Consider the following 20801-nt stretch of genomic DNA (forward strand, 5'->3'; position numbering starts at 1 on the left):
TATCTTTGCAGCAAATTTGGTAGCACATGCAAAATATTAAAAACATCATTTTTGATTACGGCAACGTAATATTCGATATAGATTTTAGAATCGCACAGGCATCTTTCCAAAAACTGGGCATTACCGATGTAGAAACCTTTTTTGCACATAAGGCCCACAACAGTTTATTTGATGATTTTGAAACCGGAGCCATTTCTCCGGCCGAATTCAGAGCAGGTATCAGGGCGGCCGCCAACCAACCTCAACTTACCGACCAGCAGATTGATGATGCGTGGAACAGCTTATTGATTGGTACCATACAACAAAACCACGATTTACTGTTAGAGGTTAAATCAAAATACCGTACGTTTTTGCTAAGCAACAATAACGAAATCCACTACGATTGGATTATCAACTACCTGCAGGCTGCTTTTAAAATCAACAATTACGACGATTATTTCGAAAAGGCATATTTTTCGCAGCACATGAAACTGCGCAAGCCAAACACCAATATTTTCGAACAGGTATTAAAAGAGAACAACTTAAACCCAGCCGAAACCTTGTTTATAGATGATAGTCCGCAACATATTGAAGGCGCTAAAAAAGTAGGTTTAAATACTTTGTTAATGACCGAAAAACCAGCGCAATTAGCCTCGTTTCTAAAAACAAACGGAATTTTGTAAATTAGGTTATGGCAGAAAAAAAGTTTACATCGCTTAAAGAGTTCTACCCTTTTTACTTATCGGAGCATACCAACACTACTTCGCGTGTGCTGCATTTTATAGGTACCAGCTTAGTGGTATTGGCTTTCTTAGCAGGCTTTCTCTTTCACAACTGGCGTTTCTTCCTGTTAATGCCTTTAGTGGGCTATAGTTTTGCCTGGGTTGGTCATTTCTTTTTCGAGAAGAATAAACCGGCTACCTTTCAATATCCGGGGTATAGCCTGGCCAGTGATTTTATTCTTTTTTATGATCTGTTAACCGGACAACAATCTTTTGTGGTAAAGAAATAGTTTCAGTTGGCAATGTCTAAAACTGCACAAAACTGAAAACCATCAACTGCTAACCGTAAATTATTACCTAAAAACTGCTAATTGTTGGCAATTTCCAGTTCAAAAAAAACAGTTGGCAATTTTCATCTGGAAGTGTGTAAAACCACCCAAAACTGAAAACTACCAACTGCTTGCTGTAAATTGTCAACCGAAAACTGAACTACAGTCTTCTTCTTTTTAATTCTCTTTCAATCAAGCCAAGCTCTCTACTGGTTTGGCCGGCAACAGATGTGTTTTCCTGAGCCCTTCTGAACAAATAAGGCATTACGGCTTTAATTGGCCCGTAAGGTACATATTTAGCTACATTGTAATCCGAATCGGCAAGGTTAAAACTTAAATTATCGCTCATGCCAAGCAATTGTGCAAAGTACACGTGCGGGTGGTTATGGGCGATATTTTTTTCTTCCAGTAAATAGGTTAACAAACGGCTGCTATCTTCGTTATGTGTTCCTGCAACAATGGCAATCTCCTCAATATGATCTACACAATAGCGTAACGATTCGTTATAATCATGGTCAGACGCGGCTTTATCTGGCTGTATCGGCGAAGCATAACCCATCTCGGCAGCGCGTTTGCGTTCTTTTTCCATATAGGCACCGCGCACCATTTTAACACCTAAAATAAAACCATCGGCTTTCGCAATTAAATGGTCGGCTTTCATATCAGCCAGTTTATCGTGGCGGTACATCTGATAAGTGTTATACACAATAATGCGTTCGCGATTAAATTTACGCATCATGTCCAATGCCAGTGCATCAATGGTATCCTGAATCCAGGTTTCTTCTGCATCAATCATAATTGGCACACCTTTCTCGAAAGCGGTTTTGCATATTTTTTCGCAGCGTACTTTTACCTTTTCATACTCAGCCTCTTCAGTTGCTGTAGGGGTTTCTTTTGCATCTAACTTTTGTAACAGGGCAAAACGACCAATCCCGGTAATCTTAAATACCGTAATTGGAATTTTAACATCACCATCGGCACGAACAATGGTACGGATAATTTCGGCACATGTTTCATCAAATACCAGCTCTTCTTCTTCACCTTCAACAGAGTAATCTAAAATAGTACCAACACCACCCTTATGTAACTGATCTATTGCTTTATCGCACTCGGCAATGGTTTCGCCACCACAAAACTGCTGAAAAATGGTTGCTTTAATCGCACCTTGAATGGGTAGTCCGATATTCAAAAAGAAATTGGTAATGGCCGGACCAACTTTGGTTAGAAAATTATTGGCGATGATTTTAAAAAGCCAGTATGCTTTTTTTAATTCTGTATTGCTTTTTTGACGGAACGCAACTTCCGTATTATCGAAATTTGGTTGCTTATTGGGGGATGAATCCATTTTTTATCTATAATTAAGTCAGATTGGTGCAAAATTATAAAAAGCATTGATTGTTAAAACTAAAAAGGTTTAAATAATCGTATTTTTGCAGAAAATGATACAATTCAAATTAGAAGGCGAATTTATTCCATTAATTCAGTTGTTAAAGGCTACCGGATTGGTTGGAAGCGGCGGCGATGCCCAGGCCGTTGTTACAGATGGTTTAGTAAAATGTAACGGAGAGGTAGATTACCGCAAACGTTATAAGGTTAGAGTTGGCGATATTATTACTTTTGGAGAAAATAAAATAGAAGTTATTTAATGGAACCACTAACCAGCGCAGGCCACTCCGTTTATTTCGAAAGTAATTTAGCTGCTTTAAAAGTACTTTTAGAAAGCAATAAATACAGCAAAGTTTTTGTACTTGCTGATGAACATACCAGTGAAATATGCTTACCGCTTTTTCAATCGCTTTTGGATTTTTCTGAATTTGACCTGATTGAAACTTCGGCAGGCGAAGAAAATAAAAACATCGATTTCTGTATCGGTATCTGGAAAACCCTATTGGATTTTGAAGCCGACCGCAAAAGTTTAATGATTAACCTTGGTGGTGGTGTAATTACCGATATGGGTGGTTTTATTGCCTCTACATACAAACGCGGAATCGATTTTGTTAATATTCCCACTACCCTACTTTCGCAGGTTGATGCCTCTGTAGGTGGTAAAACCGGCATCGATATCGACAATGTAAAAAACATGGTAGGTACCTTTACCCTGCCACAAATGGTTTTTATCGAAACCGGCTTTTTAAAAACGCTGCCACAACGCGAACTTTTATCGGGTTTTGCAGAAATGATTAAACATGGTTTAATTTACGATAAACCTTATTACGAAAAATTAAAAGGAAGCAATTATTTAACACCTGCTGCAGAAGACATTTACCGCTCGGTAGAAATTAAGAACGAGGTGGTAACCATCGATCCTCATGAAAAAAATCTGCGTAAGATTTTAAATTTTGGCCATACCATTGGTCATGCCATTGAGGGGTACTCACTCGCTAACGACGAAAATCCGTTAACTCACGGTGAGGCTATTGCCATTGGTTTTGTGTGCGAAGCTGCACTTTCGATTAATAACAGTACCCTTACCACAGAAGAGCTAGAAGATATTAGCAGATATATCTTATCGTTATACCCTAAATACCACATCAAAAAAGAAAGCTACGATACGCTTTTAGATCTAATGAAAAGTGATAAAAAGAACGAAGATGGCAATATTTTGTTCTCTTTACTGGAAACAACAGGCAAATGCGCGTTTAACTGCCGTGCTACCAAAGCCGATATTTTAAGCAGTTTAGATTATTATAACAGTTTATAGCATGAAATTTACCGGAAGTGATATTTCTGTCATCGGGCTTTTTGGTTTCGTAATCGTTTTAACCCTGGTTGAAATGTATTTCAGTTACCTGCACGACAGAAAATTATATACCAAACGCGATACCTGGACCAATATTTACCTGATGACAGCAGCTATTGTAATTAATTTAGCTACTAAAACGGGTACCTTTTTCTTATTGCAATATTGCTATCAGTTCCGTTTGTTCCAAATTAGTAATGTTTGGGTTTACTGGCTGGTGTTAATCCTGGCACAGGATTTCCTTTATTGGTTTCTGCATACAGTTGGCCATTATGTGCGCTTTTTCTGGGCCATGCACGTTACCCACCATTCATCAGAGCATTTTAACTTAACCACAGGTTTCCGTTCTACAGTTTTCGAACCTTTGTACCGGGTATTCTTTTATCTGCCACTGGCCTTTATGGGCTTTACAGCGGTCGATATTCTTTTTGCCTACCTGGTTACCCAAATTTACGGCAACCTGGTTCATACCCAATACAATATCAAATTCCCAAAATGGTACGAGTATATTTTCGTAACACCATCGCATCACCGGGTACACCACGCCAGCAATGTGCGTTACCTCGATAAAAATATGGGTATGGTTTTAATCCTTTGGGACAGATGGTTTGGAACCTTTCAGGCAGAATTACCAGAAGATGAGGTGAAATATGGCTTAACTACCCAACCTACTGATACAGGACCTGTAAACATCATTTTCCATGAGTTTATCGCCTTAACTGCTGATGTTAAAAAGGCACCAACCTTTGTGGATAAAGTGAAATACATTTTCAATCCGCCCGGATGGAGTCATGATGGAAGCACCAAAATTGCGAAAATTATGCAACAGGAGCTGCGCGATACAGAAGAATTTGAAAAATCTAAAAAATTAAAGTCAGAACAACCCGAATTAAGTTCTGCAATATAATTACTACTCAAACCCTGCATTTTTTTTAATCTGCAGGGTTTGTTATTTTTTAGCATATTAGCATAAATCTACGCTCATGAAAAAATATGCATTCTTACTCTTAGCAACTTTCTTTTCTCTTTGCCTATTTGCTCAGGAGCCAAAGTATTTCGATGTAAACCATAAAGAAATTAGTAAAGCTACTTTTGATGAAAAACGTTCGACCAATACTGTGCTTGATATCCCGGGCGATTCCATCAACCACCATAAACTGATTAACAGAGAGGAAAAGGGGAAAATAAATGATAGAACTCAGCTGTTATCCTTTTTAGAAACTGCTTCGAACAGAAAAATCGATCCTGCAAAACCAATTGTAATTATTTACTACCCTTGTCAGGACACCTGCAATTCTACAGGCAACCCGCAGTTCGTAATTGCCGCAAATAATACGTTAAAAAAAGATTTACAGAATCAAGTTAAAACAGTGCCACTCTATGTATATAAAACGGATACAGGCTTAGATAAATTCGGAAAAGCGATAAACTGGATTAAAGACCCTGAACAGATTGTTGAAAAGCATTTTTTTAAGCACCACTACCCTTGCGGCAGCTTTGTGGTTATATCAAAAAGTGGAGACTACATCAGCTACTTTGGAGAATACGCGAATAGTTACCTCGTTGAAGTTGCAAAAAAACTAAATGAATAAGTTTTACCGGATAGCAGGCCGGATTTAATGTATCTCCTTTCCTCATGCCATTCTATAGCTTCTATTGTTTATTAGCCAAACCAGCTTATCTAACGAATTTATACCATGTACCAAAACGGTCTAAAATCAAAAAAATTAAATTTTATTAAAAATATTTTCAATTTCCTATTGACAAATTAAATTTTGTTACTACATTTGGCTCAACGAAAAAAAAGAAATGAAGAATTTTAACACATATTACTTTGGTTACTTTTACTATTTTAGTGAGAGCCGGGGCTAATATGCAAAAAGATATATAAAAAATATTAAAATGTATAAAAAAGTCCCGGCAAACAGCCGGGACTTTTTTTGTTTAACGCAAAAAATGGAAACGACAAAACGAGTAGCAATTCAGGGTATTAAGGCCTCTTTTCATGAAGAAGCAGCCTACAAGTTCTTTGGTAAAAGCATTGAAACTGTAGAATGTAATTCATTTAAAGAAACCTGCGATAAGCTTGAAAAAAATGAAGCAGATTTCGTGGTTATGGCTATCGAAAACTCCATTGCAGGTAGTTTATTGCCAAATTACACTTTAATCCGCGATTATGGTTTCTCGGTTGTTGGCGAGGTTTACTTACCCATCCAATTGCACTTAATGGCCTTGCCGGGTGTAAAATTCGAAGATATTAAAGTGGTAACCTCACACCCTATCGCTATCCGTCAATGCATCGATTTCTTCTACGATTATCCACACATTAAAATTGTAGAAAGCAACGATACTGCTGCCTGTGCCAAACGCATCCAGGAAGAAAAACTGACAGATACAATGGCAATCGCAAATAACTTAGCTGCTGAACTTTACGGTTTAAACATTTTAGAGCGTCGTGTTGAATCGAACAAGAAAAACTACACCCGTTTTCTGATCCTGAAAAAAGATAAAACAGACGAAGGCAAAAAAATAAACAAAGCTTCTATCTGTTTCCAAGTTGGGCACAAAGCCGGCTCGCTGGCCACCGTGTTAAACATCTTTGCAGAACAGGATGTAAGCTTAACAAAAATACAATCTATGCCGGTGCTGGGCAAAAGAAACGAATATTACTTTTACGTCGATTTAGAATGGCCAAGCACCGATAAATACGATAAGGCAGTAAGGAAAGCCTTAAAATACACATCGAACTTTAATATTCTTGGCGAATACCAAAAGAACGATAAAGTATAAAAAGTCGGGAGTCCGAAGTCAGGAGCCCAAAGACAGAATAGCAGAACAGTAAAACTTGTAACAATAAAATAATTAAAATATAACTCCGGACTTCCGACAAGGGACCCCGGACTTTAAACACCCCCATCATCATGAAACTAAATTTAAACATCCAGCCATTAAACACCTGGTTAAACGTAAACAACGAACCGTTAATCATTTCTGGACCATGCAGTGCAGAAACTGAAGAGCAATTATTAACTACTGCACACTTACTGGCTGCAACTGGTAAAGTATCAGTTTTAAGGGCTGGTATCTGGAAGCCACGCACACGTCCGGGAGAATTTGAAGGTATTGGCAGCATTGGTTTAGAGTGGTTAAAACGTGCTAAAGCAGAAACTGGTTTACCAACAGCAGTTGAAGTTGCAAATGCAAAACACGTTGAAGAAGCTTTAGCTGCAGGTGTTGATATCCTTTGGATTGGTGCTCGTTCTACTGTAAACCCTTTCACCGTACAGGAAATTGCTGATGCTTTAAAAGGGCATGATGTTCCGGTATTGATTAAAAACCCGGTTAATCCTGATTTACAATTATGGATTGGTGCAATTGAGCGTATCAATGGCGCAGGTATTACTAAAATTGGTGCAATCCACCGTGGATTCTCTTCGTTCGAGAAAAGCTCTTTCCGTAACGAACCAATGTGGGAACTTGCTATCCAGTTAAAAACACTTTGCCCTGATTTACCAATCATCAACGATCCAAGCCACATTTGCGGTAACCGTGAGTTAATCCCTTACATCTCGCAAAAAGCATTAGATTTAGATATGCAAGGCTTAATGATCGAATCTCACGTTGATCCATCAGTAGCCTGGACAGATGCTAAACAACAAGTTACACCTGCTGCTTTATCAGAATTGGTAGACCGTTTAACCGTGCGCGAACCAGAAGTAGCAAACGAAGCTTCTGCTGATAAATTAGCTGAATTACGTAAATCGATCGATAAAATTGATGATATCTTATTGCAGAAATTAGGTGAGCGTATGGCTATTGTAGCTAAAATTGGTGAATTTAAACGCGATAACCAGGTAACTATTTTACAGGTTAACCGTTGGGATGCCATTATTCAAAAAGGTCAGGCATTTGCAAAAGCTTTAAAATTAGACTTAAACTTTACCGAAAAGTTCTTAGAATTGGTACACGGTGAGTCGATCCGTAAGCAAACTGAAATTATGAATGCTGGTAAAGCTGAGCAAGGTATAGCTGCAGAGCAACATACTGAAGTTAAAGCCTAAGAAAGGCCGAAGGTTGGAAGGCTGAAGGTGGAGGGATTAACCAAAACGAAAAGCTGAAAGACTAAAGCCAGAAGTCTGGCAATAATATCATAAAGTGCATGTTGGAGGGATTTACAATAACTTTCGACAAACAATATGATGTTAAGAAACAAATATAGTGTAGTGTCAGATGTTTCCATCTGACACTTACATTTGAGCATAAAACAGAATAAAATGTCAAAAAATGCCTTAGTTTCTTTTAAAGGAACCAAGAATATTAATACGGAAATCCAATTAACAGGCTCTAAAAGCGAATGCAACCGGGCGTTAATTATAAGCGCTTTAAGCAAAAAACTGGTTAAAGTAGAAAACTTATCTAACGCAGCTGATACAGTTACCTTAAATGGCATCCTGAATAAGTTGGGAGTTGAGAGTGGTGATTTGGGAGGAGACTCCAAACTGAAAACTGCAAACTCCGAACTGGTTGACGTTGGCCCTGCAGGAACTGCAATGCGTTTTCTTTCGGCCTATCTTTCGGCTAAAAACGGTAATTTCTTGCTAACCGGGACCGAGCGCATGAAACAACGCCCGATCGGTATTTTGGCAGAAGCATTAAAAACAATTGGTGCCGATATTTCTTATGCTGAAGCCGAAGGCTTTCCTCCTTTGAATATTGTTGGCCCGTTGAATCAAAAAGCAGCTGAAGTTAAAATTAAAGGCGATATCAGTAGTCAGTATATTTCTGCATTGTTGATGATTGCCCCTGTGTTACCACAAGGCTTAACTTTAGAAATTGAGGGCGAGCTTACTTCTAAGCCTTATGTAGATATGACTTTAGATATGCTTGCAGAAGTGGGTATAGCACACAGCTGGACAGGCAATTTGATTTCGATAAAACCACAGGCTTTTAAACCGGCTACACTCGTGGTAGAACCCGATTGGAGCGCAGCATCATACTGGTACAGCATTGCTGCATTAGCAGATGAGGCAGAAATCGGCTTACCAGCGTTAAAAGATAAAAGCTTACAAGGCGATAGTCAGATCCAGAAAATTATGAAGATTTTTGGCATCGCAACCAGCAAAACAGAAAAAGGGATTTCGATCAGTAACCTGGGTTTATCATTAGATACCAATCAGGTACTAGACCTTAAAACCTGCCCTGATTTAGCGCAAACTATTGTAGTTATTGCAGCTGCATTAGGCAAAAACATGTCTTTTACCGGACTAGAAACCTTAAAAATCAAAGAAACCGACCGCATTGCTGCTTTACAAAATGAATTGGCTAAAATTGGTGTTACTTTAACAGAAGATAACCTGGTTTATACCTTAAATACCGATAACCTTCATTTCCCTGATAAAATTACCATTGCAACCTACGAGGACCACCGTATGGCGATGGCTTTTGCTCCACTTGCCTTACTCATCAATGAAGTAGAGATTGAAGAAATGCAGGTAGTGGAAAAATCTTATCCATATTACTGGGAGGATTTGAAAAAAGCGGGGTTTGAGGTACAAGAGATTTAAGATACCAGATTTGAGACGTGAGATATGAGGCTATTAAAATTCTCACATTACAGATTTCAATTCAAACACCTAAAGTAAAATAATTAAACTTAAAAAACTGAAGCTTAGCTATGAGAACCGAAATATTTCTCAAATCTCATATCTAGCTTCTCACATCAAAAATATATGGCAGGTAACTCTTTCGGACAACTATTTCGTATTACTACTTTTGGCGAATCTCATGGCGTAGCCATTGGGGTAATTATCGATGGCTGTCCGGCGCAACTCAATATTGATATGGATTTTATCCAATCAGAACTGGATAAACGCAAACCAGGTCAATCGAAAATTACAACGCAAAGAAAGGAAAGCGATACTGTTCAGGTATTATCGGGTATTTTTGAGGGAAAAAGTACCGGAACGCCAATTGCCTTACTTATTCCAAACGAAGATCAGCGTTCTAAAGATTATGGTCACAATGTTGATGTGTACCGTCCGAGTCATGCTGATTATGTTTACGATGCCAAATACGGTATCCGCGATCACCGCGGTGGCGGCCGTTCATCGGCACGCGAAACTGCTGCCCGCGTAGCCGCAGGTGCAATTGCCAAATTGTTCTTAAAACAACAAGGGATTGAAATATTTGCTCACGTAACAGCTGTGGGTACAATTGAAGCACCAAACCTGGAAAGCAACGATTTATCAGCTTTACTTCAAATCAGAGAAGAAAATATTGTGCGCTGTGCCGATCCGGCGACGGCATACGAAATGATCGAATTTATTGATGCCATCCGCAAAGATGGAGATACCGTTGGCGGAAAAATTAGCTGTGTGGTAAAAGGATGTCCGGCTGGACTGGGCGAACCGGTTTTTGATAAACTGCATGCCGATTTAGGCAAAGCCATGCTGAGCATTAATGCTGTACATGGTTTCGAGTATGGTTCTGGCTTTGCTGGCAGCGAGTTAAGAGGTTCGCAGCACAATGATATCCCTCAGCCTAAAGCAGCTGATTCGAAAGTATTTAAAACCACTACCAATTATGCAGGTGGTATTTTAGGTGGTATTTCGAACGGAATGGATATTACTTTTAAAGTGGCTTTTAAACCGGTTGCTACCATTATGCACAATCAGCAAACGATTAATGCCGCGGGCGAAGCAGCTGAAATTAAAGGCAAGGGCCGCCACGATCCTTGTGTAGTGCCCCGTGCTGTAGTTATTGTAGAAGCGATGGCTGCACTTGTTTTAGCCGATCAGTTTTTGAGAAATAAAGTAAGTACCCTTTAATCCTATGATAAGATTCCTGCCTGTTCTGCTCGTTTTCATTAGCTTAAATGCCTTTGCTCAAAGTTATACCGAAAAAATTGCAAAGCACCGGGAAGCTTATAAACAGGATTTTATTACTGATAGCCGTTCTCCCCTAAAGAAAAAAGACCTGGAAAACCTCCATTTCTACGATGCCGATAGTAATTATAAAGTTCTAGCGGATGTGGCGCTGCTTCAAAACGAAAAAGTTTTTAAAATGCCTACCTACGATGGTACCAGCAGCGATTATTTTAGGTACGCACATGTCAGTTTCAGCTTAAAAGGTAAAAAACTGCAAATGACTTTATATAAAAGTGTTGCACTCTCAGCCAATCCGGTTTATAAAGACCATCTTTTTTTGCCTTTTACCGATGAAACCAACCGTAAAACCACTTATGGTGGAGGCAGGTATATTGATCTGGATACCAAAGCAATCGAGAACAATAAAATAGAAATAGACTTTAATAAGGCCTATAATCCTTATTGTGCCTACAGTGATGGCTACCGCTGTCCGGTGCCGCCCGAAGAAAATGACTTACAACTGGCTGTAGCCGCCGGCGAAAAGTTATATACAGGCGAAAAGAAACATCAAAAATAAAATTTACCACTGCAAATCATCTAAAATAATTGATGCTATTGTATGATAATCCACATTTTAGTGTAAATTACAAACTTTAAGCATCAATTTCTGTTCTTATAACCAAATACACTTAATCTATCCCTAAATGACGTACAACTGCTTAATTGTTGATGACAACGAAATAGAAAGAGATGCCATAGAAATGCACCTCAAAAAGATCCCTTCGTTAAACATATTAGCAGTTTGCAGTAACGGTATAGAGGCCTCACAAATTTTAACTTCAACAAAGGTTGATATTGTTTATTCGGATATTGATATGCCAGAACTTTCGGGCATGGATTTGCTAAAAAGCCTAAAAAAACAACCTTTATTTATATTTATTACTTCTTTTAGTGAGTATGCTGCCGAAAGTTTTAACCTGGATGCTTTAGATTTTATTGTAAAGCCAGCTACGTTTGAACGCATACTTAAAGCCACCAATAAGGCAATTGAATACCTCGAGCTTAAAAAATTGGTTGGAATGGACACTCTGCATGATGAGCAGCCGGCCAGTGAAGAAGACGATCACTTCTTTTTCAGAGAAACAAAAGGCATTACGAAATTAAAGTACGACGATGTGATTTACATCGAAAGTATGGGCGATTTTTCCAAGCTGTTTACTAGTATAGATAAACATGTGATTCTCGTTAGTTTAAAAAACTTGGAGAAACAATTGCCAGCTAAACTTTTTGCGCGCGTGCACAAGCAATACATCATCAACATTAACCATATTGCAACCCTAACCAACCATGAGGTACATTTAGACCACAATTTTACCGTGCCAATCAGTGCAACAAACAGGCAGGAATTGCTGGAGAAATCGATTGATAAGAAAATCCTTTCGCGTTTTTTAAAATAGTTATTTACCCAGTAAAATTTTAAAGAAACTTCCTCCTGTAGGATTGATACCAGCACTGATTTTCCCGTTCATGAGGGCAATAAACGTTCTGCAGAGTAGTAAACCCAGTCCTGTTCCTTTTTCTTTATTGGTACCCGGTGTACTTACCCCGCCGCCAAGATAACCAGGTTTATTAAAGTGGTCTATTTGAACCGGTGTTAAACCAATGCCATTATCGGTAATTTTAATCTCTAAATGATTGTTCCCATAGACCGAGCTAACCTCAATTGCACCACCGTTCGGTGTAAATTTAATGGCATTATTAACAATGTTGCGGATTACGAGGCTAAGCATGTTTGCATCGGCCATACAAGTGGTTTCGGCAGGGATTAAATTTTGTAAATTCAGTTCCTTTTGATTGGCCTGATCCTGTAGCGACCAAATTACTTCATTTACCAAACCTTGAATATCCAGTGCTTCTAAACAAGGATTAAAACCGTGCATTTGACTGGCAGCCCAGTTTAGGAGGTTTTCCATCATGGTAGAGGTATAGGTTAAATTATTCTTCAGCGATGCAGCATAACGGTTTAACTTTTGTTGTTCAATGTTTCCGCCTTCAAGCAATTGCATAAATGAAATAAGGGAATTAACTGGCGCACGCATGTCATGGCTTACCACACTAAAAATGCGGTCTTTTACCTTACTTAACTGCTCGAGTTCTCGTTTTTGGTTATTGATGATTTTGTTAAGCCGCGTTGTTTTGCGCTGGTTGAAAAAGATTACAACTGCAATAATCAGGATTAAAGTAAAGGCAATGGTTAGCAATAGTTTTACTCGCTCATCGAGCTTAATTTGTTGTCGCTGTTTGCTAATCTCCTTATCTTTTACCTCTGCAGCTATCTGTGCCTGAAACCTAACCTTTTCAAACTTACTCTCCTGTGCCAAACGCTGAATATCCAGATCGGCTTTTGCTTTTTGAAATGTAAGCAAATCTAGAGCCTTTTCTTTATCGCTCAGTGCCAGTTGCTGCCGTTTTAATACCAACTCTTGTTGCTGCCTTTTTAACTCCCCCTCTGTAATTTTTTGTTTGAGCAGGTAATCGCGTTCCTTGACTCCAAAATCGAGTTGCATCTGCCTTCTGGTAATTTCCTTTTCTTTTTCCTGGTCGAAAATTTTATCTCTTGCCCCAATATATTGCCTGTAATAAGCTAAGGCCTTATTGTAATCTTTCTGTTTTTCATACACAGCACTTAAACCTAAACAAGATTCTTTTTCTATATCCAGCAATCTATTTTCTTCGGCAATTTTTAAGCTATGGTTAAGCAAAACAATGGCATTTCCTAAATCATTTTCCTTTTGGTAATAATTGCCAAGTGCGTATAAACTGGATGCATAACTTTCCTGATCTTCTCCATCTCTGCTCAGCTCAACCGATTTCTGGTAAGATTTTAAAGCCTGTTCCTGCTGCCCTATCGAACTGTATAAATCGGCCAGATTTCGTTTAACACTGGCTACTAAACCAACATCAGCAATTGTTTCTGATACCTTTAACGACTTATTGTAATATTCTAAGGCCAGTTTCACTTTTTGGCCAGGTAAAACCTTCATTTCCGTCAATTCGCGGTCTGATGCTTCGAAATAGTTTGTACCAATTAAACCATAAACAACAGCTACGCCACGCGAATTTTCACCTTCCTGCGCAAATACTTTTAGTGCCATTTTGAGGTATACCAGTGCCTGACTCTGATTGCCCAGACTTTGATAAATGCCCGAGATATTGGTATAACAGCTGGCCATATCGGTTTCATTACCGAGTTTTTCGTAAATGGCAATTGCCTTTTGGTTAACTTCTAAAGCTTTAACATAATCGGGAATACTGCCATATAGCGCGCCTAGATTAAGATAAGTACCAGCAGTCATATCCAAATTCCCAATGGACGCAAATTCGGTAACAGCAGTTAAATAATTTTCTTCTGCTTTTTGATAATTGGACTTACCATGATACATTAAGCCCCTGCGGTAGTAGGCCATGGCCGAAAACTTCTTCAGATTTTTTTCATGCGATAGCTGAATACTTTTGTTTAGAAACTCTTCTGCTTTATCTACATTTTTCATTCGCATGTACTGGCGGTACACTTCGGTCAGGATTTTTATTTTAGAAGAATCGGTCTTTAAATTTTTTTCGTTTAGGTTTAAAAGGCTATCGAGTTTTTTTTGCGAAACATTGGTTTGTGCAAAGCTTGTTAAGCCCAGAAATAAGAACAAAGTAAATGCAATACCTATCTTATACGAATAAGTTTTATTAATCAACCGATTGAAAACAAGACATTTACTCATCCTATAATAAAAACTGGTGATTATTTATTAAGGATAAACAAAAAACTTGCATCATGCAGCAATCTCCAATGGGGATGACTTGGGACATACTGAAATAACAAAAATAGGGTTTGGTATATAAATGTATATAAAAATCCGATCATTCAGTAATCGAATGCTTACTCCATACCTAAAAAAAACACCATATTTATTCCATACAGGAATACAATAAATGTAATAAAATGATTGTCAGCTATTTAATAAAAAACTAGAACCTTTAAAGCAATTCAATAAATAGCTTTAAAAAAGAGCCGGATATTTATTTGGATTGGCATCGTGCATCATCTGGTAAATGGTTTCAATTACATCATCAACCGAAGGTTTGCTAAAATAATCGCCATCTGAACCAAAAGGCGGACGATGTGCTTTTGCCGATAATGTTTTTGGCTGTCCATCCAGATGAAAATAACCCTTTTGTTCTTCGAGTACCTTTTGCAGGATATATGCTGAAGCACCTCCAGGTACATCCTCATCTACAACCAATAATTTACTGGTTTTAGCCAAAGAGTTAACACAAACATGGCTGATATCGAAAGGCAAAAGTGTTTGAGGGTCAATAATTTCGACAGAAATACCTAAAAGAGCCAATTCTTCGGCAGCTTCCTGCACAATTTTTAAAGATGAGCCGTAAGAAATTACGGTAATATCGGTACCCTCTTCAAGTACCTCTGCTTTACCTAGTGGCACAGTAAATTCGCCAACGTTAACAGGTAATTTCTCTTTTAAACGATAACCGTTCAAACATTCGATTACCACTGCAGGCTCGTCTGCCCTAAATAAAGTGTTATACATACCTGCAGCCTGCGTCATGTTGCGCGGTACGCAAAGGTGCAAACCTCTTAACGAGCCCAATAACATCCCAATCGGAGAACCGGAGTGCCAGATTCCTTCGAGCCTATGGCCACGGGTACGTACAATAACCGGGGCTTTTTGAATGCCTTTTGTACGGTAAGATAGCGATGCTAAATCATCACTCAATACATTTAAGGCAAATATTAAATAATCTAAATACTGTATTTCGGCAATTGGTTTTAAACCACGCAGTGCCAGGCCTATGCCCTGCCCCATAATGGTCATTTCCCTTATTCCGGTATCAGTAATCCTTAGCTCGCCATATTTGGCCTGCAAACCGGCAAAGCCTTGATTCACATCACCTATATTTCCCAAATCTTCACCAAAAGCCACCAAACGCTGGTCGCGGGCAAAGTTTTCGTTAAAGCAGGCATTCAGCACTTCCCTTCCATCAATCATTTTAGAAAACTCGTCATACATGGCATCCACTACAGGAATCATATCGGGACTTTCCATCCCATCGGTATGCAGTTTAGAGTTATAACGGTCGAAATTAAGTGGCTCCTGTTTCTTGTACCAGGTTAAAAGTTCATCTCGCTCCGGCGAATTAACTTTTGCTGATGAGCGGATTGCTTTACGTACGGCAGTAAAAACCTCTCTGCGCTGGGCATCGGCGGTTGCAGCTAATGTAGCCGCAACCTTAGCCAGTTCAGGTTGGTGTTTGGCCATTGCACTCACTAAATCTACCGCCTGTTTTTGTTCAGGCCTTATACTATCCAGGAACTCGTTCCAGGCTTCCTTTTGAGCATTGCGTACAAAAAGTTTGGCTTCTTTTTCAATTTCAAGAATTTCTTCTTCGGTAGCCACTGCCGAATCGAGCATCCAGCCACGCATCTTCAAAATGCAATCGTGTTCGGTTTCCCAGTCAAGACGTTCTTTCGATTTATACCTTTCATGCGAGCCAGAAGTAGAATGGCCCTGAGGTTGCGTAAGTTCTGTAACATGAATTAAAACCGGCACATGCTCGTCTCTGCAAACGTTAATGGCTTTTTCATAAACTTCGCAAAGGGCAGGATAATCCCAGCCTTTTACTTTATAAATTTCATATCCTGGTTTTTCAGTATCACGCTGAAAACCTTTTAAAACTTCAGAAATATCTTCTTTAGTGGTTTGATATTTTGCAGGAACGGAAATACCGTAGGCATCATCCCAGATAGAAATCGCCATGGGCACCTGTAGCACTCCCGCAGCATTAATGGCTTCAAAAAACACCCCTTCTGATGTAGAGGCATTGCCTATGGTACCAAAAGCTACTTCGTTTCCGTTAACAGAAAAGTGCTTTAAATAATCGAGTTCTTTATTCTCCCTGAATAATTTAGAGGCATAAGCTAAACCAACCAAACGGGCCATTTGGCCACCTGTTGGTGAAATATCTGAAGAACAATTTTTAATTTGAGTTAAATCATTCCAGGTGCCATCTTCGTTAATAGACTGGGTTGCAAAGTGACAATTCATTTGCCTGCCACCCGAAAAAGGATCGGCGCCATTAGCCGGATTAGCATAAAGCTGTGCAAAGAATTCTTTAATTGTTGAAATACCTGTAGCAAATGCAAAGGTTTGATCGCGGTAATAGCCCGAACGCCAATCTCCGTTCTTAAATGCTTTCGCCATCGCTACCTGCGGTACTTCCTTACCATCGCCAAAAATGCCAAATTTAGCCTTGCCAGTTAACACTTCCCTTCGTCCTAAAACACTGGCCTGCCTGCTTTCAACGGCTATTCTGTAGTCGTTTATCACGATTGATTTAAAATCGTTAAAACTTAATTCAGCAGCATCAATAGCATTGGTAATCAATTTTTCATTCTGCATAGTAATCAAAGATTGGTTGCGGCAAATATAGACAAAATTAAAAGTTTGCCTTTATCCTCTTATGTAAAATTATATATGGAATAGTAAAATATAATTGGAATAGTTTTTGTTTTAATTTGAAAACATTAAATTTGTTTTAGTAATTTAAAAATAAAATACACCCTCATAACATGAAAAAGATCTTAGTATTATTCGCTTTTGTTTTAGGTTTTGGTATTGCTGCTAATGCACAAACTAAACCTGCAGAATTTAAGTTTGAGTCAGAAACACATGATTTTGGTAAAATTGTTTTAAACAAACCAGTAACTTACGATTTTAAATATACCAACGTTGGTGAAGAACCATTAATTATCAGCAAAGCTGAAGCAAGTTGCGGCTGTACAGTTCCAAAATACACTTCTACTCCACTTAAGAAAGGTGAAACTGGTGTAATTTCGGTAACTTTCAATGCTGCCGCTGGTCCATCTACTTTCTCTAAAGCAGTAACCATTACTTCAAATGCAAAAACACCGGTTAAAGTACTTTACATTAAAGGCGAAACCGTTGCCCCAGCATCAAAGTAATTTTTTAAACGATATTATTTTAAAAAGTCCCGATTTTCATCGGGACTTTTTTATTTTTGTGCCATGCCAAAAATTTCACAAAAAGGCGTGCAGATGCCTGCATCGCCCATTAGAAAGTTAACACCATTTGCTGATAAAGCTAAAAAAGATGGTAAAAAGGTTTACCATTTAAATATTGGCCAGCCAGATATTGAAACACCGGAAGGGATGTTAAATGCCATTAAAAACATTGACTTTAATGTTTGGGCCTATACGCCATCAGAAGGTACCCTTGCTTACCGCTTAAAACTTACCGAATACTATAATAAACTGGGCTATAACATTAGCCCCGAAAATATACTGGTAACGGTTGGTGGCTCAGAAGCCATTACCATCGCCATGCAAACCTGTGTAAATGAAGGCGATGAAATTATTATCCCCGAGCCTTTTTATGCCAATTATAATGGCTTTGCCTGCATGAGTAATGTGGTAGTAAAACCTATTTTATCGTATATTGATAATGGTTTTGCTTTACCGCCAATTGCAGAATTTGAAAAGCTGATTACTGAAAAAACCAAAGCGATTATTATCTGCAATCCGAATAACCCAACCGGTTATTTATATTCGAGAGAAGAGCTTGAAGCTTTAAAAACGCTTTGTGTAAAATACGACCTATTCTTATTCTCAGACGAGGCTTACCGCGAATTCTGTTATGATGGAAGAGAATTTATTTCTCCGATGCATCTAGATGGTCTTGATGAAAATGTGGTGATTATGGATACTGTTTCTAAGCGTTACAGTGCCTGTGGTGCCCGTTTAGGCTGTTTAATTACGAAAAACAAAGCGGTAATTGCTTCGGGATTAAAATTTGCACAAGCGAGGTTAAGTCCGGGTATGGTAGAGCAAATTGCCGGCGCAGCTGCTGTTGATACACCTGACAGCTATTTTGAAAAAGTAAATACCGAATATACTTTACGCCGTAATACTTTGGTGAACCGTTTAAACAACATTGATGGTGTGTACTGTCCTAATCCGGGTGGCGCGTTCTATGTGGTGGCCAAGTTCCCGATTGATGATGCAGATCAATTCTGCCAGTGGATTTTAGAAGAATTTAGCCACAATAACCAAACGGTGATGATGGCGCCAGCTACAGGCTTCTATTCTACACCGGGATCGGGTAAAAATGAGGTGCGTATGGCCTATGTATTGAATACAGACGATTTAAATGCCGCAATGGATTGTTTAGAAATCGCCTTACAGCAATACCCTGGAAGACAAGCATAATCAAAAGGTTAACTGGTTAATTGGTTAACTGTTGTGTTGTTCCAACAATTAACCAATTTAAACAATTAACCAGTTAACCAATAAATTTGTATATTTGTAGTTCTATTCTGTAATTGATAATTGCAAAACTGAATACCGGGGCCGTTCTTGGATTTGACAGGGTGGCGAAGGTTATGTTAGCATGCAGTGCGTTGTTCGGAGAGCACTTAAAGTGAACGATCACATTTTAGTTGGCGAAAATACTTACGCCTTAGCTGCCTAGTTTAGAACTACGCTTAGCTTTTGTCCCTCTAACTGCTGCATTGTTGGGTTAGAATCTGGGGCATCGAAACAACAAAGCTGGCTTTAAGGAGATGCGACTTAAAGTGAGATAAAGTATCTAAGGATTTAAATAAGGTCGGTTTTCAGCCGGTTTATTTCCCGAAAATCAATTGAAAAATAAGCATGTAGAAGGTATAATTTATCTCACAACTGGACAAGGGTTCGACTCCCTTCGGCTCCACCAATTTTACTAGTATTAGCCACTTATTACCATAATAAGTGGCTTTTTTAACGACCAAAGAGTGATTACTAATATTTTTAGTAGTAAATTCAAGAATAAAAAAGCAACATTTATTGAAACCGTATTTACACCACTATTAAAAAATCGTTGACACCATGAAAGCAAGCGTTCGGCTCCACTTATACACATCGAAAACATACAAAGATAACTGCCACCCAATAGTGTTGCAGTACATTATCAACGGGAAAGTGAAACGCAAAGTTGTAGCCCGGTGTCAACGGGATGATTGGGATCAACGAAATAATAAGCTAAAGACCAAGGCTAAAAATTCTCCCAGGATCAATGCATTTTTATCAGATGCCTTCGCCAAAGCTGAGAGGGAGCTGTATGATGTAAAAGAAGGGTTAAAAACGATATCGGAGATATTCCGCGAGGAAGATTCGATTACGTTGAATGATGCCATGAAATTGGAGTTGAAAAGGATGCAGGAGGAATTTAAGTCTGGTTATTACGATAAGATTTTGGCTTTGCAGCGCCAAATCAAGAACAAAGATATCCCCATTGATCAGGTTGATGAAAAATGGTTTGCGAAGTTGATATCGGAACAAGAGGCTGCGGGCAATATGGGGAGTACTATAATGCGTAAAATAAAACTTATTCGCGGTCTTATATTGCGTTATTCAACTAAAGGGGTTACCAAGGAAGTAAAAGCCGTTAGAGTGGTTCAAAACAAATCGGTAAAGCAAAAACTAAATACTTTGGAAATGGAGGCATTAGCCAAATTGGATTTACCAGAAGAAGATTTACTTAGGGCAACTCGGGATTTGTTTCTCCTACAAGTTTACCTCCGAGGGGTTCGCGTTGGAGATTTGTTGCAGGCCTACGCCAAAGACTTCGTTAATGGTCGGTATGAATATACCGCTGATAAAACGGATAAGAAGCAAACTATTAAACTTATACCACAGGCTCAGGCTATCGTTGATCATTATTCCGGAAAATATGAAAGGCTGTTCCCTTTTTTCACCTGGAAGCCAGCAAAAGGCATTTCTGCATTCAATAACGATAGGGCCCGCTTAAAGCATAAAGAAACCTGCACCACTGCAATCAATAAATACCTCAAAGTCCTAGCTGTTATGGCTGGTATACAAAAACCACTCACCTCACACATCGCAAGGCATACATTTGCAAGAATGGCAATCGACAAAATAAACAACCCAATGGTAACAATGGAGCTATTGGGGCACAGCTCATTAGCGGTTCATCAGGCCTACTTAAACGATATCAGAAAGGATGATGAATTAGATGCTGCAGCTGATGATATTTTTAGCTAACTATCTAACAAATCGAAACAATGGCCACCAGAT

18 protein-coding genes and 1 other RNA gene are annotated in these 20801 nt (G+C 38.8%); 16 read left to right on the plus strand and 3 right to left on the minus strand.

What is annotated here, in order from left to right:
• Positions 1-26 precede the first annotated feature (26 nt).
• Positions 27-662: an HAD family hydrolase gene (locus DBR40_RS05010; protein WP_124558661.1), complete on the plus strand. Its 636-nt coding sequence runs from the start codon at positions 27-29 to the stop codon at positions 660-662.
• An 8-nt stretch (positions 663-670) separates the two neighbouring features.
• Entirely contained in the window at positions 671-991 is a 321-nt protein-coding gene (locus tag DBR40_RS05015) for a DUF962 domain-containing protein (protein ID WP_124558662.1), read from the plus strand.
• Between the two features lie 199 nt (positions 992-1190).
• Here DBR40_RS05015 and DBR40_RS05020 read toward each other — a convergent pair whose 3' ends face one another.
• On the minus strand, positions 1191-2375 hold the full coding sequence (locus DBR40_RS05020) for a proline dehydrogenase family protein (protein ID WP_124558663.1): 1185 nt from the start codon (positions 2373-2375) through the stop codon (positions 1191-1193).
• 94 nt (positions 2376-2469) lie between these two features.
• Here DBR40_RS05020 and DBR40_RS05025 point away from each other — a divergent pair, with 94 nt between their 5' ends.
• The 10 genes from DBR40_RS05025 (at position 2470) to DBR40_RS05070 (ending at position 12093) form a co-directional block, all read left to right on the plus strand.
• Positions 2470-2676, plus strand: coding sequence for an RNA-binding S4 domain-containing protein (locus DBR40_RS05025; protein WP_124558664.1), 207 nt, complete (start codon positions 2470-2472; stop codon positions 2674-2676).
• Positions 2676-3731, plus strand: a complete 1056-nt coding sequence (gene aroB / locus DBR40_RS05030) for a 3-dehydroquinate synthase (protein WP_124558665.1) — start codon at positions 2676-2678, stop codon at positions 3729-3731. Before DBR40_RS05025 ends, aroB begins: the two co-directional genes overlap by 1 nt.
• Position 3732: 1 nt before the next feature.
• Entirely contained in the window at positions 3733-4677 is a 945-nt protein-coding gene (locus tag DBR40_RS05035) for a sterol desaturase family protein (protein WP_124558666.1), read from the plus strand.
• A gap of 76 nt (positions 4678-4753) precedes the next feature.
• Positions 4754-5362 carry a hypothetical protein gene (locus DBR40_RS05040; RefSeq protein WP_124558667.1) on the plus strand — a complete coding sequence of 203 codons (609 nt, stop codon included), beginning with the start codon at positions 4754-4756 and terminating at the stop codon, positions 5360-5362.
• Positions 5363-5726: 364 nt separating this feature from the next.
• Positions 5727-6560 carry a prephenate dehydratase gene (locus tag DBR40_RS05045; protein ID WP_090771471.1) on the plus strand — a complete coding sequence of 278 codons (834 nt, stop codon included), beginning with the start codon at positions 5727-5729 and terminating at the stop codon, positions 6558-6560.
• Between the two features lie 131 nt (positions 6561-6691).
• Positions 6692-7831, plus strand: coding sequence for a chorismate mutase (locus DBR40_RS05050; RefSeq protein WP_124558668.1), 1140 nt, complete (start codon positions 6692-6694; stop codon positions 7829-7831).
• 213 nt (positions 7832-8044) lie between these two features.
• On the plus strand, positions 8045-9334 hold the full coding sequence (gene aroA, locus DBR40_RS05055; RefSeq protein ID WP_124558669.1) for a 3-phosphoshikimate 1-carboxyvinyltransferase: 1290 nt from the start codon (positions 8045-8047) through the stop codon (positions 9332-9334).
• A gap of 165 nt (positions 9335-9499) precedes the next feature.
• Positions 9500-10597 (plus strand): chorismate synthase, encoded by a 1098-nt coding sequence (gene aroC, locus DBR40_RS05060; RefSeq protein WP_124558670.1) that lies wholly within the window; start codon positions 9500-9502, stop codon positions 10595-10597.
• A 4-nt stretch (positions 10598-10601) separates the two neighbouring features.
• The gene (locus tag DBR40_RS05065; RefSeq protein ID WP_233603808.1) at positions 10602-11213 is read left to right on the plus strand and encodes a DUF1684 domain-containing protein; all 612 of its coding nucleotides are present in this window, start codon (positions 10602-10604) and stop codon (positions 11211-11213) included.
• A 127-nt stretch (positions 11214-11340) separates the two neighbouring features.
• Complete coding sequence (locus tag DBR40_RS05070; RefSeq protein ID WP_124558671.1) at positions 11341-12093, plus strand: LytR/AlgR family response regulator transcription factor; 753 nt, start codon at positions 11341-11343, stop codon at positions 12091-12093.
• Here DBR40_RS05070 and DBR40_RS05075 read toward each other — a convergent pair whose 3' ends face one another.
• Positions 12094-14382: a tetratricopeptide repeat protein gene (locus DBR40_RS05075; RefSeq protein WP_158673987.1), complete on the minus strand. Its 2289-nt coding sequence runs from the start codon at positions 14380-14382 to the stop codon at positions 12094-12096.
• Positions 14383-14688: 306 nt separating this feature from the next.
• Positions 14689-17109, minus strand: a complete 2421-nt coding sequence (locus tag DBR40_RS05080; protein WP_124558673.1) for a thiamine pyrophosphate-dependent enzyme — start codon at positions 17107-17109, stop codon at positions 14689-14691.
• A 170-nt stretch (positions 17110-17279) separates the two neighbouring features.
• On the opposite strand from DBR40_RS05080, the gene DBR40_RS05085 reads away from it, so the two are divergent.
• The 4 genes from DBR40_RS05085 to DBR40_RS05100 all read left to right on the plus strand — a co-directional run bounded on the left by DBR40_RS05085 (position 17280) and on the right by DBR40_RS05100 (position 20768).
• Positions 17280-17672 (plus strand): DUF1573 domain-containing protein, encoded by a 393-nt coding sequence (locus DBR40_RS05085; RefSeq protein WP_124558674.1) that lies wholly within the window; start codon positions 17280-17282, stop codon positions 17670-17672.
• Positions 17673-17735: 63 nt separating this feature from the next.
• Positions 17736-18935, plus strand: coding sequence for a pyridoxal phosphate-dependent aminotransferase (locus DBR40_RS05090; protein ID WP_124558675.1), 1200 nt, complete (start codon positions 17736-17738; stop codon positions 18933-18935).
• Positions 18936-19072: 137 nt separating this feature from the next.
• Positions 19073-19440, plus strand: a transfer-messenger RNA (tmRNA) gene (gene ssrA, locus DBR40_RS05095).
• 152 nt (positions 19441-19592) lie between these two features.
• A complete protein-coding gene (locus DBR40_RS05100) occupies positions 19593-20768 on the plus strand; it encodes a tyrosine-type recombinase/integrase (protein ID WP_124558676.1) in 1176 nt (391 codons plus the stop codon).
• The last annotated feature ends 33 nt before the right edge of the window (positions 20769-20801 follow it).

This window comes from Pedobacter sp. KBW01 (assembly GCF_003852395.1).
Taxonomy (GTDB): domain Bacteria; phylum Bacteroidota; class Bacteroidia; order Sphingobacteriales; family Sphingobacteriaceae; genus Pedobacter.